This window comes from Oceanimonas pelagia (assembly GCF_030849025.1).
GTDB classification, from domain to species: Bacteria; Pseudomonadota; Gammaproteobacteria; order Enterobacterales; family Aeromonadaceae; genus Oceanimonas; species Oceanimonas pelagia.
On the sequence record NZ_CP118224.1, the window covers coordinates 1577226 to 1602221 of the forward strand.

Annotated in this window: 22 protein-coding genes; 1 reads left to right on the forward strand and 21 read right to left on the reverse strand. The window is 56.5% G+C overall.

Annotated elements, in window-relative coordinates; translation table 11 throughout:
* Positions 1 to 37: 37 nt before the first annotated feature.
* The 5 genes from PU634_RS07525 to PU634_RS07545 form a co-directional block, all read right to left on the reverse strand.
* Complete coding sequence (locus tag PU634_RS07525; RefSeq protein WP_306763436.1) at positions 38 to 475, reverse strand: GFA family protein; 438 nt, start codon at positions 473 to 475, stop codon at positions 38 to 40.
* 45 nt (positions 476 to 520) lie between these two features.
* Positions 521 to 2638, reverse strand: coding sequence for a DEAD/DEAH box helicase (locus PU634_RS07530; protein ID WP_306763437.1), 2118 nt, complete (start codon positions 2636 to 2638; stop codon positions 521 to 523).
* Positions 2629 to 3486 carry a HamA C-terminal domain-containing protein gene (locus PU634_RS07535; RefSeq protein ID WP_306763438.1) on the reverse strand — a complete coding sequence of 286 codons (858 nt, stop codon included), beginning with the start codon at positions 3484 to 3486 and terminating at the stop codon, positions 2629 to 2631. The genes PU634_RS07530 and PU634_RS07535 overlap by 10 nt, the downstream gene beginning before the upstream one ends.
* An 89-nt stretch (positions 3487 to 3575) precedes the next feature.
* On the reverse strand, positions 3576 to 4172 hold the full coding sequence (locus PU634_RS07540) for a restriction endonuclease (RefSeq protein ID WP_306763439.1): 597 nt from the start codon (positions 4170 to 4172) through the stop codon (positions 3576 to 3578).
* Between the two features lie 103 nt (positions 4173 to 4275).
* On the reverse strand, positions 4276 to 5577 hold the full coding sequence (locus PU634_RS07545; protein WP_306763440.1) for a hypothetical protein: 1302 nt from the start codon (positions 5575 to 5577) through the stop codon (positions 4276 to 4278).
* A gap of 197 nt (positions 5578 to 5774) precedes the next feature.
* On the opposite strand from PU634_RS07545, the gene PU634_RS07550 reads away from it, so the two are divergent.
* Entirely contained in the window at positions 5775 to 6881 is a 1107-nt protein-coding gene (locus tag PU634_RS07550; protein WP_306763441.1) for an integron integrase, read from the forward strand.
* Between the two features lie 170 nt (positions 6882 to 7051).
* Here the strand turns inward: PU634_RS07550 and PU634_RS07555 are convergent, their stop codons facing one another.
* The 16 genes from PU634_RS07555 to pabC form a co-directional block, all read right to left on the reverse strand.
* Positions 7052 to 7699 carry a DsbA family oxidoreductase gene (locus PU634_RS07555; RefSeq protein ID WP_306763442.1) on the reverse strand — a complete coding sequence of 216 codons (648 nt, stop codon included), beginning with the start codon at positions 7697 to 7699 and terminating at the stop codon, positions 7052 to 7054.
* A gap of 7 nt (positions 7700 to 7706) precedes the next feature.
* Positions 7707 to 7988: a DUF503 domain-containing protein gene (locus PU634_RS07560; protein WP_306763443.1), complete on the reverse strand. Its 282-nt coding sequence runs from the start codon at positions 7986 to 7988 to the stop codon at positions 7707 to 7709.
* 127 nt (positions 7989 to 8115) lie between these two features.
* Entirely contained in the window at positions 8116 to 9645 is a 1530-nt protein-coding gene (locus tag PU634_RS07565) for an alkaline phosphatase D family protein (protein ID WP_306763444.1), read from the reverse strand.
* Positions 9646 to 9869: 224 nt separating this feature from the next.
* Positions 9870 to 11744: a propionyl-CoA synthetase gene (locus tag PU634_RS07570; protein WP_306763445.1), complete on the reverse strand. Its 1875-nt coding sequence runs from the start codon at positions 11742 to 11744 to the stop codon at positions 9870 to 9872.
* 78 nt (positions 11745 to 11822) lie between these two features.
* On the reverse strand, positions 11823 to 13007 hold the full coding sequence (gene prpF / locus PU634_RS07575; RefSeq protein ID WP_306763446.1) for a 2-methylaconitate cis-trans isomerase PrpF: 1185 nt from the start codon (positions 13005 to 13007) through the stop codon (positions 11823 to 11825).
* A gap of 112 nt (positions 13008 to 13119) precedes the next feature.
* Complete coding sequence (acnD, locus tag PU634_RS07580; RefSeq protein ID WP_306763447.1) at positions 13120 to 15705, reverse strand: Fe/S-dependent 2-methylisocitrate dehydratase AcnD; 2586 nt, start codon at positions 15703 to 15705, stop codon at positions 13120 to 13122.
* 100 nt (positions 15706 to 15805) lie between these two features.
* On the reverse strand, positions 15806 to 16966 hold the full coding sequence (gene prpC / locus PU634_RS07585) for a bifunctional 2-methylcitrate synthase/citrate synthase (protein WP_306763448.1): 1161 nt from the start codon (positions 16964 to 16966) through the stop codon (positions 15806 to 15808).
* Between the two features lie 92 nt (positions 16967 to 17058).
* Complete coding sequence (prpB, locus tag PU634_RS07590; protein WP_306763449.1) at positions 17059 to 17937, reverse strand: methylisocitrate lyase; 879 nt, start codon at positions 17935 to 17937, stop codon at positions 17059 to 17061.
* Positions 17934 to 18617, reverse strand: a complete 684-nt coding sequence (locus PU634_RS07595; RefSeq protein ID WP_306763450.1) for a GntR family transcriptional regulator — start codon at positions 18615 to 18617, stop codon at positions 17934 to 17936. Before PU634_RS07595 ends, prpB begins: the two co-directional genes overlap by 4 nt.
* Positions 18618 to 19000: 383 nt before the next feature.
* The gene (locus PU634_RS07600) at positions 19001 to 19954 is read right to left on the reverse strand and encodes an SPFH domain-containing protein (RefSeq protein ID WP_306763451.1); all 954 of its coding nucleotides are present in this window, start codon (positions 19952 to 19954) and stop codon (positions 19001 to 19003) included.
* A gap of 52 nt (positions 19955 to 20006) precedes the next feature.
* The gene (locus tag PU634_RS07605; protein WP_306763452.1) at positions 20007 to 20429 is read right to left on the reverse strand and encodes an NfeD family protein; all 423 of its coding nucleotides are present in this window, start codon (positions 20427 to 20429) and stop codon (positions 20007 to 20009) included.
* 344 nt (positions 20430 to 20773) lie between these two features.
* Complete coding sequence (locus PU634_RS07610; protein WP_306763675.1) at positions 20774 to 21562, reverse strand: TatD family hydrolase; 789 nt, start codon at positions 21560 to 21562, stop codon at positions 20774 to 20776.
* Positions 21563 to 21596: 34 nt separating this feature from the next.
* Entirely contained in the window at positions 21597 to 22556 is a 960-nt protein-coding gene (holB, locus tag PU634_RS07615) for a DNA polymerase III subunit delta' (RefSeq protein WP_306763453.1), read from the reverse strand.
* Positions 22541 to 23164: a dTMP kinase gene (gene tmk, locus PU634_RS07620; RefSeq protein WP_306763454.1), complete on the reverse strand. Its 624-nt coding sequence runs from the start codon at positions 23162 to 23164 to the stop codon at positions 22541 to 22543. Before tmk ends, holB begins: the two co-directional genes overlap by 16 nt.
* A gap of 3 nt (positions 23165 to 23167) precedes the next feature.
* On the reverse strand, positions 23168 to 24172 hold the full coding sequence (gene mltG, locus PU634_RS07625) for an endolytic transglycosylase MltG (RefSeq protein WP_306763455.1): 1005 nt from the start codon (positions 24170 to 24172) through the stop codon (positions 23168 to 23170).
* Positions 24156 to 24941 (reverse strand): aminodeoxychorismate lyase, encoded by a 786-nt coding sequence (gene pabC, locus PU634_RS07630; RefSeq protein WP_306763456.1) that lies wholly within the window; start codon positions 24939 to 24941, stop codon positions 24156 to 24158. Before pabC ends, mltG begins: the two co-directional genes overlap by 17 nt.
* Positions 24942 to 24996 lie beyond the last annotated feature (55 nt).

A 24996-nucleotide genomic window follows, 5' to 3' on the forward strand; every position in this document is an offset into this window, starting at 1 on the left:
GAGCGTAGCGAGCCACGGTTTGTTATGTGATAGCTGTTCACTCTGGCAGCCCCTCGAATTCTGGAGCGTTCCCTAACCCCTCGTCCCAATTAGCTTTGCTGGATAAAAAGATATGCGCTGTTGGTACCATAGGTATTTCAGTATTCAAGCATCCTGCTGGAACGACAAGTAAACCTGGGATCTGAGTACTTGGCAATGCAGACCCACACAACTTGCAAAAGCTCTTGTTATGACTGGTGCCTGGAAACGTAAAGGTCGTCACAGCATCTGCACCCGACCGCCAGACCAACTTAGCTGACTGTGAGAATAGATTTGCTGCATGAGCCGACCCCGTATCTTTTTGGCAATGCTTACAATGACACAGGTAAAAACTGTCAAAGTCCCCATGGACCTCAAATGTCACTATGCCACACAGGCAAGAACCAGCATGCTTAGTCATTGGATTCCTTCTATGGCCTGCATATGACGCACACATAACGCCTAAATCAGGTGCGCCGTAGGCGTCACCTGGATTTTTTTGTTAAATTCCGTAGGCGGCTCTCTCAATGAAGCTTTTAACGACAGGGTCTTCTATTGCAGAAGTATCAACTTCCGATAGCCGATTTAGAGCTTCATCTAAGTCACCATCTGTAGATAGGTAATCCTCTATTAGTGCTGATATTTCTACTGGAAGCCCATACTCTTCTAGAGCAACTATGGATGAATCATAGAAATAGTTTTCAACTGACGAAGCATAAGCGGTGTACTCACACTCGTAGTTGATATTGTTTTTTCTCAAGTATTCATTCGTGATAGTTTCGATTGCTCGCAATATTCTAGGAAAATGAAAATTTGCCCAAAGTCGTTTAAAGTCGAGTTCTTTTGAAATTATACTTGTAATATCTGAATTTTCATTATAACTAAGCCTGTCATTAACAATGTCGTGAATAGTAGGCTTAGACATTAACTGGTTTATTTTAAAGGCGAGCTGTTTAGTCGAACTAACACTTCTATTGCCAAGGCTCTTACCATTAAAGTTATTCCAAACTAGTGCACAGATGAAAGATAATTGCTCATAGTCAGGGAATCCCCTCCAAAGCAGCATATGGCTCCAGCTCTGAAAATTCATCTCAAGGGCTTTAGCAAAATTGACTTGATCATTTGGATCGATGGTTTTATTTAACCTTATTGTTTCAAGCGATAAGTAATCTTGTTCGTAATACTTCTTGATTTTTTCTTTGCCATTTTCAGTGAGATCTTTTTCATCAATATTTAATAGCAAAGAATCAGGTGTATTCTCATCTTGATTATATAAGGGGAGCTCTACGAGAGGAAGCTGGTCTACTGGAGGTGGAGATAGTATGTATACATTTCCAACGAAGTGTTTAAACATTCTGCCACTTCGCCCTGAAATGTTATTGAATGTAAATATGTCTAGTTTTTTTCTATTAATCTTGTCATCATAACATACTATGTTTTTTGCTGATGTATTTACACCTTCAATAAGTGTAGATGTGCATACTAAATACTTTATTTCTCCTGAGTTAAACAAATCAACAATATATTGAGAAACTCCTCTAGGTATTCTCGCATGATGAATACCCACACCATTTCTTAATGCTATTGTTAAAATCCACTCTGCATGATAGTTTTCAGAAACCCATGTTGCTAACTGCTTAGCTTTATTGCCTGGTTCTGTTTGGATGTTCTCGTAAATTAACTCAGCTGCTTTGTTTGCTCTATCAGGTGAGCTTGAGAATACAATAGTTGGCCCTTCAACTTTTTTGCATATATCAATTAGCGAACCTTCTTTATCAGAACCGGTGAAGTCATGTATTTCAGTAACAACTGTATTATAGTTGTACTTGATGAATTCAAATTTTACATTTTCAATAAATTCACCAGCCACACCATTTATATTTGGCCCTAACATGTAAAAATGTTCGCATTTTTTATAAAGCCTATAGAAAGCTTCATTTAGCAATGCGCATCTATTGCCTCCGTCGGCCCATGTACTTAACTTATAAAACTCATCAATTACGAAGAAATCAACATCGCCAACAAAATCTTCTTCAATTACTCGTTCTTGAGTCAGAACGTATATATTCTTGTCAAACCGTTCCTGCAAGGAATGAGTTATGACTTTATAATTTTCTTTAAATTTTGAAAGTCGTCGTCTCGTTTCATCTATTAGAGATATTGTTGGAACTACAATTACGATATTACTAAACTTTTGGCTTGCTATTACAGCGTCAATGATCAAGCTTTTACCGAAACTTGTTGGCGCACTAAGAACAACACTAACACCGGATAAAAGCTTGTAAAATATTTCAGCTTGAGGGCCATGCAGTACAGCTTCTGAGTCATTGCCAATATCGGTGGTGTGTGCAAGATAGGCTAATGTATCCGCTAGGGATAATTCATCTGAATTCAAGTATGGGAATAATTTCAACTCCCTTAACAAATCATCAATTATTATTTTGCTTGAACCAAATAGCTCATATTTCTCTAATGACCTTATGACTAGGTTTTGTACTTTACTGACTGATTGTGAGTCCGCATTGTTGTACAAAGTACAAAGACTTTTTGCTAGGTCGAAAGAGTTTTGTAAAATATAGTCATCATCTTTAAGATGGTTTTCAACTTCTATCATTTCCATCTTTGAAGCTCTCCATGAAGTTTATCCTGAAGATCTTTTTTTGACTTCAGTGGCAATAGAATTAGAACTATATCAACTGATTTTGGAATATTTTTATTTTTGAATGTATCCCAGTGTTGATTTACTTCGACTGCAAAGTCTTGCTTAAATTCGTCTGTAATTCGATTATGGTTATTTACAGTATCACTATCATATGACAAAAGAACAGGAATAGTGACTGAGTCAAATATTTCATCTAGTGACGTATTGTTATCTAGAAGTTTGCTCAATTTATCAGAACTAGGCCAATTCTGATCTATTTTGTTTGTGATCGCTGAAAACTCATCTCTTAGATAGTCACGCTTGGTATGATCATCTAATTCTTTTATGACATCTCTGATCGCACTACTAATATCCTTGTAGAATTTCACCTCTCCTAGCCATAGTTCTAGCTTATCTTCTTTGGCAATTGTATGAACACAGTCAAAGCCTTTTACTGTATCATTTCTTGAATCTTTATAATGTATCTTGCTAATGGCTGGAAATGTTTTAAAAACATGGCGTATTACAATGTGAAGTAATAGCTCACCAAATTCCCCTCTACTCCCATATTTTTCTGTTTTATATATCGCTTTCGCAGCTTTCTTAATTAATCTTACGGCGTTGCTTGGGCCAAGTGATTCCCATTCACTATATTTCAAAGCAAATTCAGGTAACCACTCCATTACATGCTCTGCAAGTTGCTCGTCTCTCCATTCCCCGAGTTCATATCCTACACACATTGCTACTAACCAAGGTTCGACCTCGTATTGCTGATACCTCACTTCTAAAAAATTATCGGGATGAGGAGGTGTTACTTCATGAGACATTATCTTTTCCTTAGTGAAGTTTACTCGAAACTTGAATTAGGCATTTAACGCCGCGCTCTGCGGAAAATTTGTCCGACAACAGCGCTTTGTTAGGAGCTGCTTTCAAATGTGTGCCTAAGTAAGCTTTGCCAATTACCAAAAATGTACCCATCGTAAGCAGAATAAAAAGTCCTTTCCTGTGCTTGATGACTACAGTTTGATAAGGCTGCATTAAATTCTCTTGGATTTAACCTATTTTCTTTCAGAGATGCGGTAGTCATAAAATGCATCATCCAAGTAACTTGGTCATCAGGCATGATGCGTACAAGACCTATACCTTGGTTTCTGGCATAGGAGATAGCCCCACTCTGAAATGAGTTTTTCGTAGCGATGACGCCCTTAACATTTTTACCTGCAATTTGATCTAACTTCGCCTTAAACTCTTCAACATCATCTACTGGAACTTTATGCCCATAGTTTTTGCATTCACACACCCAAAGTAAAGAATAGTTTGTAGCATTTGGCAGCCATACTTCTATTGAGATATCAACGATGATGTCTTTCTCGCGATCTTTAGAATAGTATCCCTTTTTCTTAAATATTTTTCCCGAAGATGAATCAATTCCCAAACGCCCTTTTTCGAGTTCTTCTTTGAGGAGATCAAAGGTCTTGTCTTCCAGAGCATCTCCTTTGGCTACTGTATTCATTTTTCTCCTAACGCCAATATTCAGCGGCGGCCTTTACACAGCGAAGCGGAGAAAAGGCCGTCCGGTGGAGGCCCAAAGGGCGGGAACGAACTGAAATGACTTGTTAATCCTCGTCTTCCGGCTCTTCATCCTCCACTTTAGCGAATTTGTTGAGGCCGGCCTCCCTCAACCACTCGTCTATTTCATCGTCGTCTACGTTCTTGTTTTTCCTAAGGGCACTTATCACTGTACCGACCTCAAAACTATACTCAATCTGATCGTTTTCACCACAAGCAACAATGATTTTACGAATTTGGTCACGTGTATAATCACCTGCATACCTGATGACCGTAGATGAAAAACTATTTGCTTGGTCAAAAGATCTAGACTCGGCATAGAGTTCTATTATCCGCTCACTGATTTGGAGTGGAACAATAAAGAATAGAGGTTTATCGAGTTCCGACCGAGTCGCTCGGCGAATCCTTCTTTCTGCCGGGGCCACTAAGTCCTTGACAGAGAGAATTGTTTCCAGATCATCAAACTGTTCTTTTGGTAAGTTCTCAACGTATGACTCAATTTTCTGTTTCACGTCTTGGTCAAAGTACGTCCAGCTATCTTTTACGTTGCTAATAAGTGGAATTACTCGATCTAGGTTCTGCTCTTCTAATGCCCTAATAATCGTCGAGAGCTTTTCCTTCAAGGTTTCACTGAATGTCTCTCTATGCAAACTTTCTACCGCATTAAGCGCTGTAGAAATCTTATATATCTCCTTGTAATCATCTTGATCTTCATTAATTAGCTTCTTCAGAAGAATTATTGTGAAATTTCTTACCAAGCTATTTCTAGCTTTTTTGAGAGGGCTATTTTCAAACGCGATGATTGCTTTCTTTAAATCTGTGGGAAAGTATTCTGATTCAACTTCAGCGGTTAACGAATCAAGCGCATACTTTCCTTGAGCAGGAGGAAATTGAAGTAAATGTTCAACGGCTGATCGTATGTGCATCCTTGCCAGCTCGGCAGACGGATTAAATACTTCACCATCAGAAGTCATCGAGGGATGAGCGCATCGGTTTCGATCTTCTTGCAGTCGCTCCAGATCAATAAATTCTACTGGAGAAATTAACTCAAGCTTATCTCGACAAACGGATAAAATGTCGCGCTCAAATTTAAGAGATGTTGAAATGTCGCCTATTCTGCGAGCTTTATCGAAATAATCTATCTGTTTTTCTGCCTCTTTGTCACCGGCTAGAGCGAGCTCTTTTAGCTTGTCAATAATATCGAACGATACTGCAATCCACGTTGATACGATGGCAGACCGAAAAGCACCAGCCTTGTAGCATGCCACTGCTTCTTTTATGTAATTTTTTGCTTTTAAATCTCGACATTTAAGAACCAACTCGTCGAGATCGGACAGTGGTGATGCCACTATGACCTCCTAAGTGATTAACATTTTAATAGTGAGCGTGCTCAAATATGTTCAGACACCCACTCTCAGTAAACTTTATAAAATCCTGATTATACAATCATTTTCTCTCTCTTAGAGCAATTACTCCGTGATCAAAGTAAGCATGCTCAATATCTACACAGCTTTGCTCGTTATCTTCGTCACCGCGATCTAATTCATTGATTTTAATAACCTTTAGTCCATCTTGCTGCTGTACACGCGCGCACTTTGTTGATAACGCGCATGCAAAGCTCACAGTTTGCAATATACTGTACATGCATACAGTTAAACGTGAGATGGGTAACAGCATGGCTGCCAGTCCGTTTTTGAATCGCATTCGCCGGGAGCTGCGCCTGGGTGGCTACAGCTTGCGCACCGAAAAAACCTGGCTGCACTGGATCAAACGGTTTATTCGCTTTCATCGATTGCGACATCCAGCCGACATGGGTGCACCAGAAGTGCGCCGCTTTCTTACCTGGCTGGCCGCCGATTGTCATGTTGCCGTCAACACGCAGAAAACCGCCCTTAATGCTCTGGCCTTTATGTATCACAAGGTACTGAACATCGAGCTTGGCGAGCTGGATTTTCATCGCGCCAATCAGTACCGCCGCCTTCCCGTTGTGCTTACTCAGGCTGAAGTCGCCTTAATCCTCAAACAACTGGATGAACGCAACCGGCTGATCTTTTCATTGCTGTATGGCAGCGGCCTCAGAATCACCGAGTGTCTGCGGCTCAGAGTGCAGGACATTGGCTTTAACGACGGCTCTGTTACCGTGCGTAATGGCAAAGGCAATAAAGACAGAAAAACCATGTTAAGCCAGCGGCTTCATTGCCTGCTGCACCAGCAGATAGAAGGCGCCTTGTCGATTCAGCAGGAAGATAACCTGAAAGGTGTTGGCCCGTCACTGCCTTACGCCATTGGCAAAAAATACCCCAATGCCTATCGTCAACCGGCCTGGATGTTTGTTTTCCCGTCCGTCAGCCTGTGCAAACATCCCGTTACCGGAATAGTTTGCCGTCATCACCTGCATGACTCGGTTCCACGCAGGGCGCTTAAAGCGGCAGTTCGTCAGTCCGGCATCTGCAACAAGCGCATCAGTTGCCATACCTTTCGCCATTCCTTTGCCACGCATTTGCTTCAAAGCGGTCGCGATATCAGAACGGTACAGGAGCTGCTTGGCCACAGCGATGTGCGCACCACCCAAATTTACACCCATGTGATCGGTCAGCACTTTGCCGGCACACACAGCCCGCTCGACTTTCTTGCCAGTGCAGACAAACAGTAACCAGATACACACTCCGAACACCACCCACGCTACCGCCGGACCTTGCAGGCGATCATCCTGTTTGCAGCGTTGTAAATTTGCGACCTATTTTGACGCGCTGGCAGATTATTTCAATTGAGACCTATACAAAAACGGCCCGCAGTGCGGGCCGTTGGGCATAACGTGAGCATTCAGGCAGATTCTTCACCAATTTCGCGCAAGGCCTGCACCAGGGCATCGGGCTCCTGGGCGCCGGCAATCAGATACTGGTTGTTGATAATAAAGGCGGGCACGGAAGTTACCCCGGCTTGCTGGTAAGTGGCTTCCTCTTCCCGCACCTGGTCGGCGTATTGATCCGAGTTCAGCACCTGTCTGGCTTTTGCCGGATCCAGCCCCAGTGCTTGAACGCAGTTCAGCAGCACGGCGTGATCAGACACATCCATGGCCTTGCCAAAATACACCTCAAACAGCGCCTGCTTCATGGCGGTTTGCCGGCCCTGCTCCCCTGCCCACTTCACCAGCCGGTGGGCATCAAAGGTATTGCAGGTAAACCGCTCCTGTATTTTTGCGAAGTTAAGGCCAAGCTCGGTAGCAATGGCCTGCATGCGCTGCTGATTTTCCCGCATCTCCTGCTCGCTGCGGCCGTATTTTCTTGCCAGGGCAGGCAGAATGGGCTCACCCTGCCCGGTGTGATCCGGGTTCAGTTCAAATGCCTTCCACTGCACGCTGAATTCATATTCGGTTGTCAGCCGCTCCATGGCCTGCGCCAGCCGGGCATAACCAATGGCACACCAGGGGCAGGCGATATCGGAAACAATATCTATTCGTATCTTTTTCATGGTGCTCCTACAGAAATTCGTGAGTGACCTTGATGATGCGGGCTTCCACGGTGCACTGTATCTTGTCTTCAATGCGGCTGCACAGCGATTCCACCTCGCGGCGCGAGGCGGCCACCACCACGAATGTCCATTCGCTGGCATCGTGACTGTTATGTGCACCGCTCTCGCACACCGCTACCGCCGGGTTGCGCCCGAACCGTTCGTGCAGGCCCCCAATGCGCTGGCGTTTTTCCTTTAACGAGCCACAGCCCGGCAGAGAAAAGGTGATGCTCAGCAAGCCGATATGCATGTCGTCCTCCTTGCTGGCGGTGTTACAGGGCCAGACAAGGATAGTGTTTCACGTCCCGGTCAGCAGCGCGAACGACTTTATGCAGGACACCGGCCCGCTATATGGGCCGGTGTGTTTCAAGGGAGTATCAGGCGGGTTGCAGCACCTTGGTGAACAGGGTGGCGTTGTTCAGATCCTTGAGGGTCACGGTCATGGCGCGGCTTTCTGGGTTTATATCCACCTGACCAAAGAACTGCAGGCCGGCCAGGGGCGACTGGTTCTGGGTGGCGGGCGATTTCTCGTAGACCACCTGCAGGCCAAAGGTGTCGTCCGGCTTACCGGGGCCAAAACTGCCGGCGTTCAGCGGACCGGAGACAAACTCCCAGAAAGGCGCAAAGTCCTTAAAGCTGGCCCTGGCCGGATCATAGAAGTGGGCGGCGGTGTAGTGCACGTCGGCGGTAAACCACACCACGTTTTGAATGCCGGCATCCTTAATGCCCTTGAGCAGCCGGGCAATTTCCAGCTCCCTGCCCCTGGCCGGGCCGTGATCGCCGTTGGCCACCGCCTCCCATTTGTCACCGTCGGCCACCTGCAGGCCCAGGGGCATGTCGCAGAACACCGCCTTCCAGGTGGCGGTGGAGGCCTTGAGCTCTGCCAGCAGCCAGTCGACCTGAGTGTTGCCAAGAATGGCGGTGTCGTCCCCTTCCCGGGTTTGCAGGTTGGCGCTGTTGGGGCCACGGTAGGAGCGCATGTCGAGCACAAAGCGGTCGAGCAGCGGGCCAAAGGGCAGACTGCGGTAAATTCGCTCGCTGCCTTCAGGGCCGGTGCGACGAATGGGGGCGTAATCAAAAAAGGCACGGGTGGCCCGGGCCTGCAACAGGGTGGCGCTTTTTACCTGGTAGCGGGCGTCGCCGCTCAGATCCTTGGAAGCGGAATAGTTGTTCACCACTTCGTGATCGTCCCACTGCCAGATCTGCGCCACCCGGCTGTTAAACAGCCGCACGTTTTCGTCCATCAGGTTATAGCGGTAGCGGCCGCGAAATTCGTTGAGGGTTTCGGCGACCTTGCTCACCTCAGGAGTGACCAGGTTTTTCCAGATCCTGCCGTCTTCCACCTCTATTTGTGCAGGAATGGGGCCGTCGGCATAGATGTTGTCGCCGCTGTGCACAAAGAAGTCGGGCTTCTGCTCGGCCATGGTGCGGTAAATTTTCATGCCGCCCATTTCTGGGTTAATGCCATAGCCCTGGCCGGCGGTGTCGCCGGACCACAAAAACCGCACCGGGGCGGCGGCCACGGGGGCGGTCATAAAGCTGCCCGTTACCCAGTCGGAGAACTCGCCATTGCCGGCATCGCTGTAGCCCACCCGCACATGAATGCGGCGGCCGGCGGGCAAACCGGTGAGCTCCACCCGGCTGGTAAAGTCGCCGGGCGACAGCGCCCAGGGCCCGCGCACCCGCTGGGCCTGTTCAAAGTCCGGGGCGGTGCTCCATTCCACCCACATGCGCGCCGGCCGGTCGCACCGCCCCCACACAATGGCGCTGTGGGCCAGCACGTCGCCAATCTGAATGCCGCTTTGCTGTTCTGGTTTGCCCTCGTTGGCCGCCATGGCCGGGGTCTTGCTCAGCAGCAGACCGCCACCCAGCACCGCCATGCCCTGAATAAAGTCGCGTCGTTTCATGTTTCCTCCTCCACAGGTTCATCAGCAGAGTTACTCTGGCGACCAAAGATGAACACCGGATAAAGGCTGCATGACGCCTTGAAGACACTGGCCAGAAAGTCGATATGCGCGAAGGACCTGATGCCGCAAAGACATTTGATTACCGCACCTGCGCCGGGCGCAGCAAGAGCCGGTGGCAGGAAGCACCGGCTCAAAAACCACACGCTATTACAGACCGAAACCGCTTATTCCAGCAGCTGCGCCAGCTCGTCGAGGGATGAGGGATCGTCGATGGTGGACGGCACCACATACTGCTCGCCGTCGGCGATCTGGCGGATCACCCGGCGCAGTATCTTGCCGGAACGGGTTTTGGGCAGCCGGTCCACGATGATCGCCTGCTTGAAGCAGGCCACCGCGCCCAGCTGATCGCGCACCAGTTGCAGCAGTGCCCGCTCGATGCTGCCGTTGTCCGACACATAGCCGTCCTTCAGCACCACCAGCCCCAGCGGCAGCTGGCCTTTCAGCTCGTCGTGCACACCAATCACAGCGCATTCCGCCACCGCCTCGTGGCTGCCGACGATCTCTTCCATCTCGCCGGTGGAGAGCCGGTGGCCGGCCACGTTGATCACATCGTCCATGCGCCCCATCACGAACAGGTAACCGTCTTCATCCACATAGCCGCCGTCGCCGGACACATAGTAGCCGGGGAACTGGCTCAGATAACCGGATTCAAAACGGTCGTGGTTGCGCCATACGGTGGGCAAACAGCCCGGCGGCAGCGGCCGTTTAATGGCGATATAGCCCTGCTCGCCGGGCGGCTGCACCTCGCCGGTTTCACTCAGCACCGCCACCTGGTAGCCCGGGGTGGGCATGGTGGCCGAGCCGGGCTTCACCGCAAAGCGCTCCAGCCCCAGCGGGTTGCCGGCAATGGCCCAGCCGGTTTCGGTCTGCCACCAGTGATCCACCACCGGCCGACCGGTGTGGCTCTGCACCCATTCCAGGGTGGGCGGATCGAGCCGCTCGCCGGCCATAAAGATGGTGGTGAGTTTGTCCATGGGGTAATGGGCCAGCTGCTCGCCGTTGGGGTCTTCCTTTTTAATGGCGCGAAACGCCGTGGGCGCCGAAAACAGCACCTTGACCTTGTATTCATCGCACACCCGCCAGAAGGCGCCGGGATCCGGGGTTTTCACCGGCTTGCCTTCATACAGCACTGTGGTGCAGCCGTAGATCAGCGGCGCATAAACGATATAGGAATGGCCCACCACCCAGCCCACGTCGGAAGCGGCCCAGAACACATCGCCGGGGGTCACGTTGTAGATGGTCGACATGCTGTAATGCATGGCCACCGCATGACCGCCGTTGTCACGCACCACGCCCTTGGGCTTGCCGGTGGTGCCCGAGGTATACAGTATGTAGAGCGGATCCGTGGCCCTGACCGGCACGCAGTCGTGGGGTGCGGCCTTTTGCAGCAGTGCCGACCAGTCCTTGTCCCGCTCATGGTGCAGATCCGCCAGACACTCCCGGCGCTGCACCACCACCACATGCTCCGGCTTCCAGCGGCTGTCCATCACCGCCTTGTCCACCATCGGCTTGTAGGGGATCACCTTGTTCACCTCCACCCCGCAGCTGGCGGTGAGCACCACTTTCGGCTCGGCGTCCTCAATGCGCACCGCCAGCTCATTGGGGGCAAAACCGCCGAACACCACGGAGTGAATGGCCCCGAGGCGGGCGCAGGCCAGCATGGCCATAACGGCCTCGGGGATCATCGGCATGTAGATCACCACCCGGTCGCCTTTGGTCACCCCCAGCCCGGCCAGCATGCCGGCTACCCTGGCCACCTGATCCCGCAGCGCGCCATAGCTGTATCGGGCTTTTTTGCCGGTCACCGGCGAGTCGTAGATCAGCGCGGTCTGCTCCCCCCGGCCCTGGGTCACATGATGATCCAGCGCCAGATAGGCGGTGTTGAGCTCGCCATCGGCAAACCAGCGCTCAATGCCGTGCTCGTCCTTGCTTAATATGGTGTGCGGAAAGGTGAACCAGGCCAGCTTGCCGGCCTGCTGCTTCCAGAAGGTCTCCGGCGAACGGGCCGCCGAATCAAATGCCTGCTGATAGGTAACCATGGTGTGTGCTCCTGACATTGCTTGTCCATAAGCGCCGAGGCGCAGTGAGTGTGTTGCAGATTCGGTAGTACGGACCTGCTATGGCAGCGTGCCGGCGGGCACCCGCACCCATCCTTCCATCAAAATGCGGGCACTGCGGCTCATGCTGGCCCGCTCCACCTGCCAGCCCTCGGCCGTGTGCCGGGCCTGGGCTCCCACCTTGAGCGTGCCCGAGGGGTGACCAAAGCTCACCGATTCCCTGTCGCCGCCCCCGGCGGCCAGGTTCACCAGGGTGCCCGGCACGCAGGCGGCGGCGGCAATGGCCACGGCGGCGGTGCCCATCATGGCGTGGTGCAGTTTGCCCATGGACAGCGCCCGCACCAGCAGATCCACATCATTGGCGCCAACCGGCTGGCCGCCGGAGGCGGTGTAACTTGCCGGCCCGGCCACAAAGGCCACCTTGGGGGTGTGCTGGCGGCGGGCGGCATCTTCCGGCCGCGCAATCAGCCCCATTTTCACGGCGCCGCAAGCGCGAATTTGTTCAAACATCGCCAGGGTGTCGGCCTGGTTGTTGATGTCGTCCTGCAGCTCGGTGCCGGCAAGGCCCAGGCATTCAGCATTCACAAAAATGGTGGGAATGCCGGCGTTGATCAGGGTGGCGTTTATCGTCCCCAGCCCCGGCACCTCCAGCACATTCACCAGGTTACCGGTGGGAAACAGGGCGCCCTCGCCCGGCGCCATGAAGTCCACCCGTATTTCGGCGGCGGCAAAGGTCACACCGTCCAGCGCGAAGTCGCCGCTTTCCTGCACCTGGCCGTCTTTCATGGGCACATGCACCAGCAGGGTCTGGCCAATATTGGCCTGCCAGATCCGCACGGTGGCGATGCCGTTTTGCGGCAGCCGCCCGGGCGGGATCAGTCCGGCATGAATGGCAAAGGGGCCGACCGCCGCCGTCAGGTTACCGCAGTTGCCGCTCCAGTCGACAAAGGGCTGGTCGATGGACACCTGCCCAAACAGGTAATCCACATCGTGATCGGGTTTGTCGCTTTTCGACACGATCACCGTCTTGCTGGTGCTGGAGGTGGCGCCGCCCATGCCGTCTATCTGCTTGCCGTAGGGATCCGGGCTGCCAATCACCCGCAGCAGCAGCCGGTCCCGGGCTTCGCCGGGCACCTGCGCCGCCGGTGGCAGATCGCCCAGATTAAAAAACACTCCCTTGCTGGTGCCGCCCCGCATATAGGTGGCGGGCACTTTCAGCTGCGGAGGAAAGGCATTGCTTGCCATGGTTAACTCCTTTTAATGGCTCGTTTGTTGCCGGCATTAGTGGGGTCACGTCGACCTTCGTCAGAATGACGGCTAAGCGGGGTTACGGCCCGGAGGCCGGCATGAGCTATTCTCACCCGGCCAGAAAATCCTGGGCGAAGCGCTGCAACACGCCGCCGGCGGCATATACCTTCACCTCATCGGCGGTGTCGAGCCGGCAGGTCACGGGCACATCCAGCTTTTCGCCGCTGGTGCGGGTGATCACCAGCGCCAGCTCGGCGCCGGGGGTGATGTCGCCAACCACGTCATAGAGTTCGGTGCCGTCCAGCCCAAGAGTGTGACGGTTGGTGCCGGGTTTGAATTCCAGCGGCAGCACCCCCATGCCCACCAGGTTGGTGCGGTGAATGCGCTCAAACCCTTCGGCCACAATGGCCTCCACCCCGGCCAGGCGCACGCCCTTGGCGGCCCAGTCCCGGGACGAGCCCTGGCCGTAGTCGGCGCCGGCCACGATGATCAGCGGCTGCTTGCGGTTCATGTAGGTTTCAATGGCTTCCCACATGCGGGTGACCTTGCCTTCCGGCTCAATACGCGCCAGCGACCCCTGCACCACCTCGCCGTTCTCCCGCACCATTTCATTAAACAGCTTGGGGTTGGCCAGGGTCGCGCGCTGGGCGGTCAGGTGATCGCCACGGTGGGTGGCATAGGAGTTGAAGTCCTCTTCCGGCACGCCCATGCGGGCCAGGTATTCCCCCGCCGCGCTGGAGGGCAGAATGGCGTTGGAAGGCGACAGGTGATCGGTGGTGATGTTGTCGCCCAGAATCGCCAGCGGCCGCATGCCGGAAAGACTGCGTTCACCGGCCAGCGCCCCTTCCCAGTAGGGCGGGCGGCGAATATAGGTGCTTTGCGGCCGCCAGTCGTACAACGGCTGGCTGCTGCGGGCGCCGTCGTCCGGCTTGAACATCTGAATGTACACCCGGTTGAACTGCTCCGGCTTCACACACTCGCCCACCACCGCATCTATTTCTTCATCACTGGGCCACAGATCGTTCAGATATACCAGCTTGCCGCTGGCGTCGGTGCCGAGGGCGTCGCGCTCAATGTCAAAACGAATGGTGCCCGCCAGAGCATAGGCCACCACCAGCGGCGGCGAGGCCAGAAACGCCTGCCGGGCATAGGGGTGAATGCGGCCGTCAAAGTTGCGGTTGCCCGAGAGCACGGCGGTGGTGTAGAGATCGCGTTCAATAATTTCTTGCTGAATGGCCGGATCGAGCGCGCCGCTCATGCCGTTACAGGTGGTGCAGGCATAGCCCACAATGCCAAAGCCGAGTCGCTCCAGCTCCGGCAACAGGCCGGCCTCTTCCAGATACAGCCTGGCCACTTTCGAACCGGGCGCAAACGAGGTTTTCACCCAGGGCCGACGCACCAGCCCGAGCTGGTTGGCCTTTTTCGCCAGCAGTCCCGCCGCCACCAGGTTGCGGGGGTTGCTGGTGTTGGTGCAGGAGGTAATGGCGGCAATGATCACGGCGCCGTCCGGCAGCGCGCCGGGGATTTGCTGCCACGGGCCGGCAATGCCGCGTGCGGCCAGCTCACTGGTGGGCAGGCGGCGATGCGGGCTGGATGGCCCCGCCATGTTGCGGGTGACGCTGGAAATATCAAATTCCAGCACCCGTTCGTACTCGGCGGTAGTGAGCGCGTCGGCCCAGAGGCCGGTTTGCCGGGCATATTGCTCTACCAGCTTCACCTGAGCGTCGTCGCGGCCGGTGAGCTTCAGGTAGTTGATGGTCTGCTCGTCGATATAGAACAGGCCGGCGGTGGCGCCGTATTCCGGGGTCATGTTGGCAATGGTGGCCCGATCGCCAATGGTGAGCTCCCGGGTGCCCTCGCCAAAGAATTCCAGATACGCCGACACCACCCGCTCATTGCGCAGAAACTCGGTCAGCGCCAGCACCAGGTCGGTGGCGGTAATGCCGGGCCGGCGCCGACCGGTGAGCCTGACGCCCACTATGTCCGGCAGCCGCATCATGGAGGGCCGGCCCAGCATCACGGTTTCGGCCTCCAGCCCGCCCACACCGATGGCGATCACCCCCAGCGCATCCACGTGCGGAGTGTGGCTGTCGGTGCCGACACAGGTATCGGGAAAGGCGACGCCGTCCTTTACCTGCACCACCGGCGACATTTTCTCCAGGTTGATCTGGTGCATGATGCCGTTGCCGGCGGGGATCACGCTCACGTTCTCAAAGGCGGTCTTGCACCATTCAATAAAATGAAAACGGTCTTCGTTGCGCCTGTCTTCAATGGCGCGGTTTTTCTCAAAGGCGTCCGGCTCAAAGCCGGCGTGCTCCACCGCCAGCGAGTGATCCACAATCAGCTGGGTCTCCACCACCGGATTCACCCGGGACGGATCGCCGCCTTGTTCGGCAATGGCATCGCGCAGGCCCGCCAGATCCACCAGTGCGGTCTGGCCGAGAATGTCGTGGCACACCACCCGTGCCGGATACCAGGGAAAGTCGGCATCGCGCCGGCGCTCAATGATCTGGCGCAGGCAGGCGGTAAGGTGCTCCGGCTCGCAGCGGCGGACCAGCTGCTCGGCCAGCACCCGCGAGGTGTAGGGCAGCCGCTCATAGGCGCCGGGGACGATGGCATTCACCGCTTCCCGGGCATCAAAAAAATCCAGTCCGCTGCCGGCCAGCGGCTTGCGGTAGTGGGTATTGTTGGTCATTGCGTTCCTCCGCGCGTCTGTTGCTTACAGACGCCATCAAGCGGTATGTCGTGCCGTGCCCGCTGTTCACATGAACCGGAAACGCGGGCGTGGTGCGGGGTTAGTCCCGCTCCTCAATGGGCAGCCAGGCCTGCGGCTCGGGACCGATGTAGTCGGCGCTGGGCCGGATAATGCGGTTGTTGGCGCGCTGCTCAAACACATGGGCGGCCCAGCCGGTGACCCGGCTCATCACGAAGATGGGGGTGAACAACTTGGTGGGAATGCCCATAAAGTGATAGGCGGAAGCGTGAAAGAAGTCGGCGTTGCAGAACAGGTTTTTTTCCCGTTTCATGACCTGCTCTACCCGCTCCGACACCGCATAGAGATGGGTGTCGCCCACCTCTGCGGCGAGCTGCTTCGACCACGCCTTGATCAGGGCGTTGCGCGGGTCGGACTCGCGATAAATGGCGTGACCAAAGCCCATGATTTTTTCCTTGTTGGCCAGCATGCTCATGATGCCGGCTTCGGCCTCATCCGGGGTTTGCCAGCGCTCGATCATCGCCATCGCCGCCTCGTTGGCGCCGCCGTGCAACGGGCCACGCAAACTGCCGATGGCGGCGGTGATGCAGGAATGCAGATCCGAGAGCGTGGAGGCGCACACCCGGGCGGTAAAGGTGGAGGCGTTGAATTCGTGCTCGGCATAGAGCACCAGCGAGCAGTGCATTACCCGCTTGTGCAAATCCGACGGCGCCTGGCCGGTGAGCATTTCCAGAAAATAGCCGCCAATGCTGTCCTGCTCCGGGCAACAGGTGTCAATGCGCACGCCGTCGTGGCTGTAGCGGTACCAGTAGCAGATAATGGCCGGCAGCAGGGCCAGCAGGGTGTCGGCCTTGCTCTCCTGCTCGGAAAAATCCCGCTCCTGATCCAGGTTGCCCAGCACGGAGCAACCGGTGCGCATCACATCCATGGGGTGCGCGCTGGCGGGAATTTCTTCCAGCACCCGGCACAGGGCGGCGGGCAAGCCACGGCGGGCGATCAGCCGTTGCTTGTAGTCGTTCAGCTCGTTCCGGTTGGGCAGCTTGCCTTTCAGCAGCAGGTGGGCCACTTCCTCGAACTCGGCATGATGGGCCAGATCGGTAATGTCATAGCCCCGGTAGGTCAGCCCGGTGCCGCTCTTGCCCACGGTGCACAGGGCCGTTGTGCCGGCGCTCTGGCCACGCAGGCCGGCGCCTCCCGGTTGTTTGTCATCCTTTTTCTTGTCGGCTACGGCAAACGCAGTCATGGCACTCTCCTTGTTGGTTTTGGTCGAATATCGTGATCACGTGTTTAAGCACTGTTATCTGTCATTGATCACTTTTTTGGCTGAATGGCGGGTTAGTCGCCCCGTTGCTCGCTGAACAACCGATCGAGCTTTTTCTCGTAATCGTGGTAGCCCAGGTAATGGTAGAGCTGCTCGCGGGTCTGCATGCTGTCCACCACCTGGCGCTGATGGCCATCTTTCAGCACATGCTGATATACGTTCAGTGCCGCCTGGTTCATGGCGCGAAACGCCGACAGCGGATACAGCACCATGCTCACACCGCACTCGGCCAGCTCGTCCCGGCTGAACAGCGGGGTCTGGCCAAACTCGGTAATGTTGGCAAGAATGGGCACCTTGACCGCGTCGGCAAACTGCCGGTACTGCTCCAGGGTGTTGATGGCCTCGGGGAAAATCATGTCGGCTCCCGCCTCCACGCAGGCAATGGCGCGGTCGATAGCGGCGTTCATGCCTTCCACCGCCAGCGCATCGGTGCGCGCCATGATCACAAAATCGGGATCTGTGCGGGCATCCACCGCCGCCTTGATCCGATCCACCATCTCGTCCTGGCTGACGATCGCCTTGTTGGGGCGGTGGCCACAGCGCTTTTGCGCCACCTGATCTTCCATGTGTACGGCGGCGGCGCCGGCGCGCTCCATCTCTTTAATGGTGCGGGCAATGTTAAAGGCCCCGCCAAAACCGGTGTCGATATCCACCAGCAATGGCAGGCCGGAGGCGGCGGTAATGCGGCGGACGTCTTCCAGCACATCGTTAAGGGTGGTGATGCCCAAATCCGGCAGGCCATAAGAGGCATTGGCGATGCCGCCACCGGAGAGATAAATGGCCTGGTGGCCCACCTGCTCCGCCATCATGGCGCAGTAAGCGTTAATGGTGCCCACCACCTGCAGGGGGTGACTGTCGGCCACGGCCTGGCGGAATCGTGCTCCCGGACTCATACGCTTTCTCCTTGTTCATCATTGAGTTGTTGTGCAATCAGTTGCCGGCTGCGCATGATATGACGGCGCATCAGCAGCTCGGCCAGCTCGGCGTCCCGCTCCCGTAGGGCCGACAGCAGGTGGTAATGCTCGGCCAGCGCTTGCTGCGGACGGGAATGGGAACGCTGGGACTGATGACGGTACATGCGCAGCAGGTGGTAAAGCTCGTCACACAGCAGGCCAATCAGGGTGCCGTTGCGGCTGGCCTGAATAATGCGGTAGTGAAAGTCGAAATCTCCCTGCTGGTGGAAATAGGAGGCGCCTTCCACCTCCTCAATGTGCTGGCCGTGGGTATCCAGCAGTTGCTGCAGGGCTTCGAGCTCCTGGTCGGTAATGTGCTCGCAGGCCAGGCGCACCGCCATGCCCTCAAGGGCTTCGCGCACCGCGTAGATCTCCACCAGCCTGGCCCGGCTGAGGGCAATGACCCGTGCGCCCACATGGGGGGCCCGCTCAATCAAACCCAAGGACTCCACCCGCATGATGGCCTCGCGCAGCGGGCCGCGACTCACCCCAAAACGGCGCGCCAGCTCCGGCTCGGAGATTTTGCTGCCGGCGGCAAACTCCCCCTTCACGATCAGATCGATCAGCTGCTCGGTCAGGTTTTCCGACTTGGTCAGCTCCCTCTCCTCGGTCAGTGACAAGGGGGCCTCGCACACTGTGGAGGCGCTCTGCCGGCCTGAATCTCTCTGTATTGCTTCTTGCTCGCTCATTCAATGTGTCAACAATTTAACGGATATGAAACAAAATTATCACCACAAACGAGGTTCATCAAGGTGATGTGTTGACAATATTGGTTAGACTTTAGTCTGAGCCGTCGGCAATGCAGACAGGATTGATGGCGGCTTGCCGGCCAGGGAATGACGCTGTGAATGGGGAAAGCTGCAGTTACAGAAATGGCAGGCCTGCGCCTGCCATTTCTGTGTATGAAGAAAGACTGGGTTGTCTGTGCCACTCCCGCAAAAGCGGAAGTCCGGTGCAATATGTCATGGGCTCCCGCCTTCGTAGGAGCGATGCACCAGAAAGATTACTGCACCTTGCCCTTGAGCAGCGCCTCTATGCTGCCCACCGCACCCAGCACACTGCTGGCCTCGTAGGGCAGGAAGATGCGATCCCCCTCCTTGCCGATTTCGGGCAGGGTTTTCAGGTATTCCAGCCCCAGCAGGTAACCCACCACCATTTGCGGATCGAGCCGGTCGCTGCCGGCAGCCAGTACCTGGTCAATGGCCTGGCGCTGGCCGTCGGCCATCAGAATGGCGGCTTCCTTTTCGCCTTCCGCTACCAGAATGTTGGAACGCTTCTCCCCTTCCGCCCGGGCGATGGCGGCTTCGCGCTCACCGTTGGCCTGCAGCACCAGGGCCCGGCGCTCCCGCTCGGCGGCCATTTGCTTACGCATGGCGTCTTCCACCTCGGCGGGGATCATGATGTCCTGGATCTCCACCCGGGTGACCTTGACCCCCCACTTGTTGCCGGCTTCGTCCATTACCAGCTGCAGCTTGTCGTTGATCTCCTGGCGGGATTCAAACAGCTTGTCGAGCTCCATTTTGCCCACCTCGGAGCGCAGCGAGGTCTTGGCCAGGATCTCGATGGCCTGGATCAGGTTTTCGGTCTGGTATACCGCCCGCTCGGGATCGATCACCTGAAAATACAGGGCGCCGTTCACGGTCACACTGACGTTGTCGGCGGTGATCACCGACTGACCGGGAAAATCGAGTACGGTTTCGCGCCGGTCGATGCGGGTTTCCTCCTGCACCACGGCCACATTCTCGCCGCCGATGGCCTGGTAACGGCGCACCTTGATGGAGCGGGGCTTGTCGACAAAGGGAATAATCCAGTTAATGCCCGGGCTCAGGGTTTTCTGGTAGCTGCCCAGGCGCTCAATGACCACGGCTTCCGACTGCTGCACTATCATCAGCCCCTTGATCACCAGTGCCAGCACCAGCACGGTAAACACCAGGGCAATAATCAACATCACATCCATGACACAATCCCCTTGTTATTGAAATTCGGCTGTAAAGGTTTTCTCGCTGATATTATTCGGGTTGCTTGACGATGGCGGTAATGCCGTCGAAACGGACGATTTCCACTTCCTCGCCTTCCTTTAGCTCAGTGCCGGGCAGGCCACGCACCATAAACACATCCCCTTCCAGCTTGAGTCGCAGCTCACCGCTATGATGGCGCACCAGAGTGCCGGTTTGATGACGGCTTTCCCCCGCCAGCCCGCTTTGCCGGCGCGAGGGCGCCAACTCGCGAAAGGCTTTTTTCAGCAAGGGTGCCAGCACGCCGGTGGCAATGGCAAAGGCAAACCACTGGCCGGTGGCGCCCACATCAAGCAGGGCCGCGGTCATGGCGACCAGCGCCGCCAGCCCCATGGCAAAGGCAAAAAAGCCGGTACCGAGCAGTTCGGCCAGCAACAGAACCAGGGCGGCAATCAGCCACAGATGCCAGGCAAGCACGTCAATTCACCTCAGATGCAAATGGAACAGTGCTTACTATAGAAGAGCGGGGAGAAAGCGGGAAGGTGAAAGGGCGGGGATTGGGGATTGGGGATTGGGGATTGGGGATTGGGGATTGGGGATTGGGGATTGGGGATTGGGGATTGGGGATTGGGGATTGGGGATTGGGGATTGGCAGTAGGTTGCCAATGAGCGCAGCGAATTGCAACACGAAGCCGACTGCGGGTTGTTGGGATTCGCGTAGCTCATCCCAACCTACGGCCTGTGATAAATGCAGAGGCCCATGGACCCCCGCCTTCGCGGGGGGGACAAATTCATAGACCTTCGCGGGGGTGACGTATTAGTCAGGCAACGGGCTTTGCGAGCTTGAACAGCTCAAAGAAGTTGGCGGTGGTTTGCCGGGCCACTTCTTCATAGGGCACGCCCTTGAGCTCGGCCACAAATTCGGCCACGGTGCGGGTGTAGGCGGGCTCGTTTTCCTCGCCCCGGAACGGCACCGGCGCCAGCCAGGGGGAGTCGGTTTCCACCAGCAGCCGCTCCAGTGGCAGGGCCTTCACCACTTCCCGCAGGGCATCGGCGCTGCGGAAGGTGACAATGCCGGAGATGGAAATGTAAAAACCCAGTTCAATGGCCGCTTCGGCCATTTCCAGGGATTCGGTAAAACAGTGCAGCACACCGCCCACCTTGTCGGCGCCGCCCTGGCGCAGAATCTCCAGGGTGTCTTGCTGGGCGCTGCGGGTGTGAATAATGAGCGGTTTGTTCAGCGCTACCGCCACTTCCACATGCTGCTCAAAGGAACGCTTTTGCAGCTCGGCACTTTCCGGGGCGTAGAAATAGTCGAGCCCGGTTTCGCCGATGGCCACCACGGAAGGATGACTCGCCAGTTGTCGCAGCAACGCCGGATCGTTTTGCTCGTCGCCCTGATGCAACGGGTGCACGCCACAGGACGCAAACACCTGCGGGTAGGGCTCCACCGCCTTCAGCATATCGGGAAAGGACGACAGCCCCACGCCAATGCACAGCATGTGGTTCACGCCGCGGTTGGCAGCCTTGGCAATGGCCTCGTCCATGTTCTTGTGTTTCTTGCCGTAATCCAGTTTGTCGAGGTGGCAATGGGAATCAACCAGCACAATCGGCTCCAGTATCCAGTAAAACGTGTTTTATCAATCAGTAATGAGTTAATGCCTGCTGCAGGCGATGCAGCCACTGGCCCAGTTGCAGGCCGGCATTCATGGGCCGGCCCTGTCCGGGCTGCAGGCTGCGGCGCAGCTCAAGCAGTGCGCTGCCGAGCTCATGCAGCCTCATGGCACCCAACCGGGCAAGACGCGCACTTTGGTCACGACAGTCATCGAGCCTGAGCGGAGCGTTCACCCCCAGGCCGGTTTGCAGGGCGTCCTGCAGCAACAGCTGCACCCACACCAGATGCACCGGCTGCTCCAGCAGCATGCTCTGCACCCTGGCCAGGTGACTGGGGGACTCCCCCAGGGTGACCAGCTCGGCAAGCAGCGTCAGCCGCTTGTCGTCGGCCCCCGCTCGCAGGTACTCCAGGGTCTGCAGCGGCGAGCCCTGGTTGACGCTCAGCGCCGCTGCCGTGGCGCTCACCCCCTGCTCGTTCAGCCAGGTCAGCGCGGTGGCGGTGGCGGGCAGTGGCACCAGCCACTGCTGGCAACGGCTGATCAGGGTGGGCAACAGCCGCTCGGCCCGGGACGACACCAAAATCAGCGTGGCCTGCCCCGCCGGCTCTTCCAGGGTTTTCAGCAGGGCGTTGGCGGCGGCCTCGGTCATCAGCTCGGCCCGCTCGATAATGGCCACCTTGCCGTGCCCCAGGCGGGCGCTTTCGCTCATGATGCGGCCCAGCTCGCGAATGGCGTCGATGCCAATGCTGCGCCCTTCCCGGCCCACCACATGCAGATCGGAATGGCTGCCGGCGGCGTTAAGCTCACAGGCATGGCACATGCCGCAGGGGGCATTGCTTGTATGTTGGCATAATAAAGCGGTGGCCAGTTCGGCCGCCAGCTCGCCCTTGCCCAGCCCGGCCATGCCCTTGATCAGCAGCGCGTGGCCCAGCCGGCCTTCGCGCACGCCCTGCAGCAAGGGCTGCCACACCGGCGTCAGCCAGCTGTACACAGGCGTCGCTCCAGGCAGGCCAGCACCCGCGCTTTCACTTGTTGCTCGTTACCGCCGGCGTCGATCAGCTCGCAATTCGGATCGGCCTTGGCCAGCTCCAGGTAACGGGCCCGGGTGCGCTCGAAAAAATCGAGGTTTTCCAGCTCAATGCGGTCGAGCTCGCCCCGGCGGCGGGCCCGGGTCAGGCCCTGGGCCGGATCAATGTCGAGGTACAGGGTCAGATCCGGTTTGAAATCGCCCAGCACCGCCTGCTTGATCTGGCTGATAAGCCCGGCATCTATGCCCCGGCCACCGCCCTGATAGGCCCGGGAAGACAAATCGTGCCGGTCCCCCACCACCCAGACGCCGTCGCGCAGCGCCGGCTGAATGCGGTTTTTCACCAGCTGCACCCGGGCGGCATACATCAGCAGCAGCTCGGCTTCCATGGTGAGGGGCTCGTCATGCACTTCCTTGACCAGGGCGCGCATTTTTTCCGCCAGCGGCGTGCCCCCCGGCTCGCGGGTGGTCATCACCTTGTGGCCTCGCGCTTCAAGCCAGCTCACCACATGGCGTTGCACCGTGCTCTTGCCGGCGCCTTCCAGCCCTTCAATCACAATAAAACGGCTCATGGCTCACCTGTTCAGAATGTAGCGGCGCACCGCGTTGTTGTGCTCGCGCAGGGTGCGGGAGAAATGATGACGACCCTCACCCATGGCCACAAAATAGTAATACTTGCTCTCGGCCGGGTTCAGCGCCGCGCGAATCGCTTCCTGGCTGGGCATGGCAATGGGCGTGGGCGGCAGACCGTCTATCACATAGGTGTTGTAGGGGGTGTGGGCCTGCAGATCGCGCTTGCGAATGTTGCCGTCATAGTCGTCGCCCATGCCGTAGATCACCGTGGGATCGGTCTGCAGCCGCATGCCCCGGCGCAACCGGTTCACGAACACGGAGGCGATCATGGGCCGCTCTTCGGCAATGCCGGTCTCCTTTTCAATGATGGAGGCCAGGATCAGCGCCTCGTAAGGCGTCTTGATGGGCAGATCGGGTTCGCGATTTTCCCAGGCCTCGGCCAGAAACTCCTGCATATGCTCATAGGCCCGCGTGAGCACGTCCAGGTCACTGTCGCCGGGCGTGTAGTTGTAGGTTTCCGGCAAAAACAACCCTTCCAGCTTGTCGTGTTCGGCACCCAACCGTTTTGCCAGCTCGGCCTCGCTCACCCCTTCAAGCTCGTGCTCCAGATATTCGGCCCCGGCCAGCCTGGCCCGCCAGTCGGACAGTCGCAGGCCCTCCACCAGGGTCACATTGAGGCGGTACACATCGCCGTTCACGAATTTGGTCAGCGCCTCGCGCAGACGCGTGCCCGGTTCCAGCTTGTAGGTGCCCTGGCGCACCGCCGCCAGCTCCGGGTGCAGCTTCAGCCACAAGCGGCGGTGCAGCAGGGGCAGCTCCGGGCTGAGCCGGCCGGTCAGTTGCAGGGCGGTTTCGCCCCGGTGCACGACAAACAACGGATGCTCCCCCGGCGTGATGGTCAGGTTTTCCAGTCGCTGCCACTGGTGGTAGCCATATCCCGCCAGCCCCAGGCCCGCCAGGGTGGCAGCCAGCACGGCGGCCCTGAGGCCTTTAATCAATTTGCTCATATCGCTGTTGCAGTGCTCTCGTTATGGAATAGTCGCCGCCCAGGCTGCGCCCGGCCAGCGAGCACACCGGCACCAGGCCCATCAGGGCATTGGTGAGCCAGATTTCATCGGCGTCCTGCAGGGCTTCGAGGGGCGCGCTCACAACCTGCACCCGTTCGCCCAGTTCCCCCATCACCCAGGCCCGCAGGGTACCGTGCACGCCGCCGTTGGCCAGCTCGGGGGTAAAAACGGCATCGCCCTTGCGCCAGAACAGGTTGGCGGTCACCGCCTCCATCACCCTGCCCGCCTCGTTCAGTACCACGCCTTCCGCCAGCTCCCGCCGCTCAAGCTCGGCCTTGAGCAGCACCTGCTCCAGCCGGTTCACGGTCTTGAGCCCGGCCAGCAGCGGTGAACTGCCCAGGCGCCCTTCACACACCCCAAGGTCAATACCCCGCTCGCGCCAGGTAAAATAGTGGGCAGGAAAGGGCGACACATTCAGCGCCACCTGAGTGGCACCGCAGCCGGCAATACCGTAGCCCCGGCCACCGGGGCCGCGCAACAGGGTCAGGCGCACCACGCGATCGCCTTCGTCCGGCAGCGCGGTCAGTTCGGCGTCAATGGCGGCCCAGTCCGGCTCGGCCATGTGCAGCCGGCGGCAGGCCGCCATCAGCCGGGCTTGGTGCAACGGCCACAGCCGCACCCGGCCCCGCCGCGCGTGCATGGTGGTGAAGTGGCCGTCGCCGAGTTGCCAGCCCCGGGCCAGCGCCGTTGAATCCAGTAGTGTCTGCATGTGCTCCGATAAAAAAAGCCCGGCTCATGGCCGGGCTGTTTCTGGCCGAAGGGCC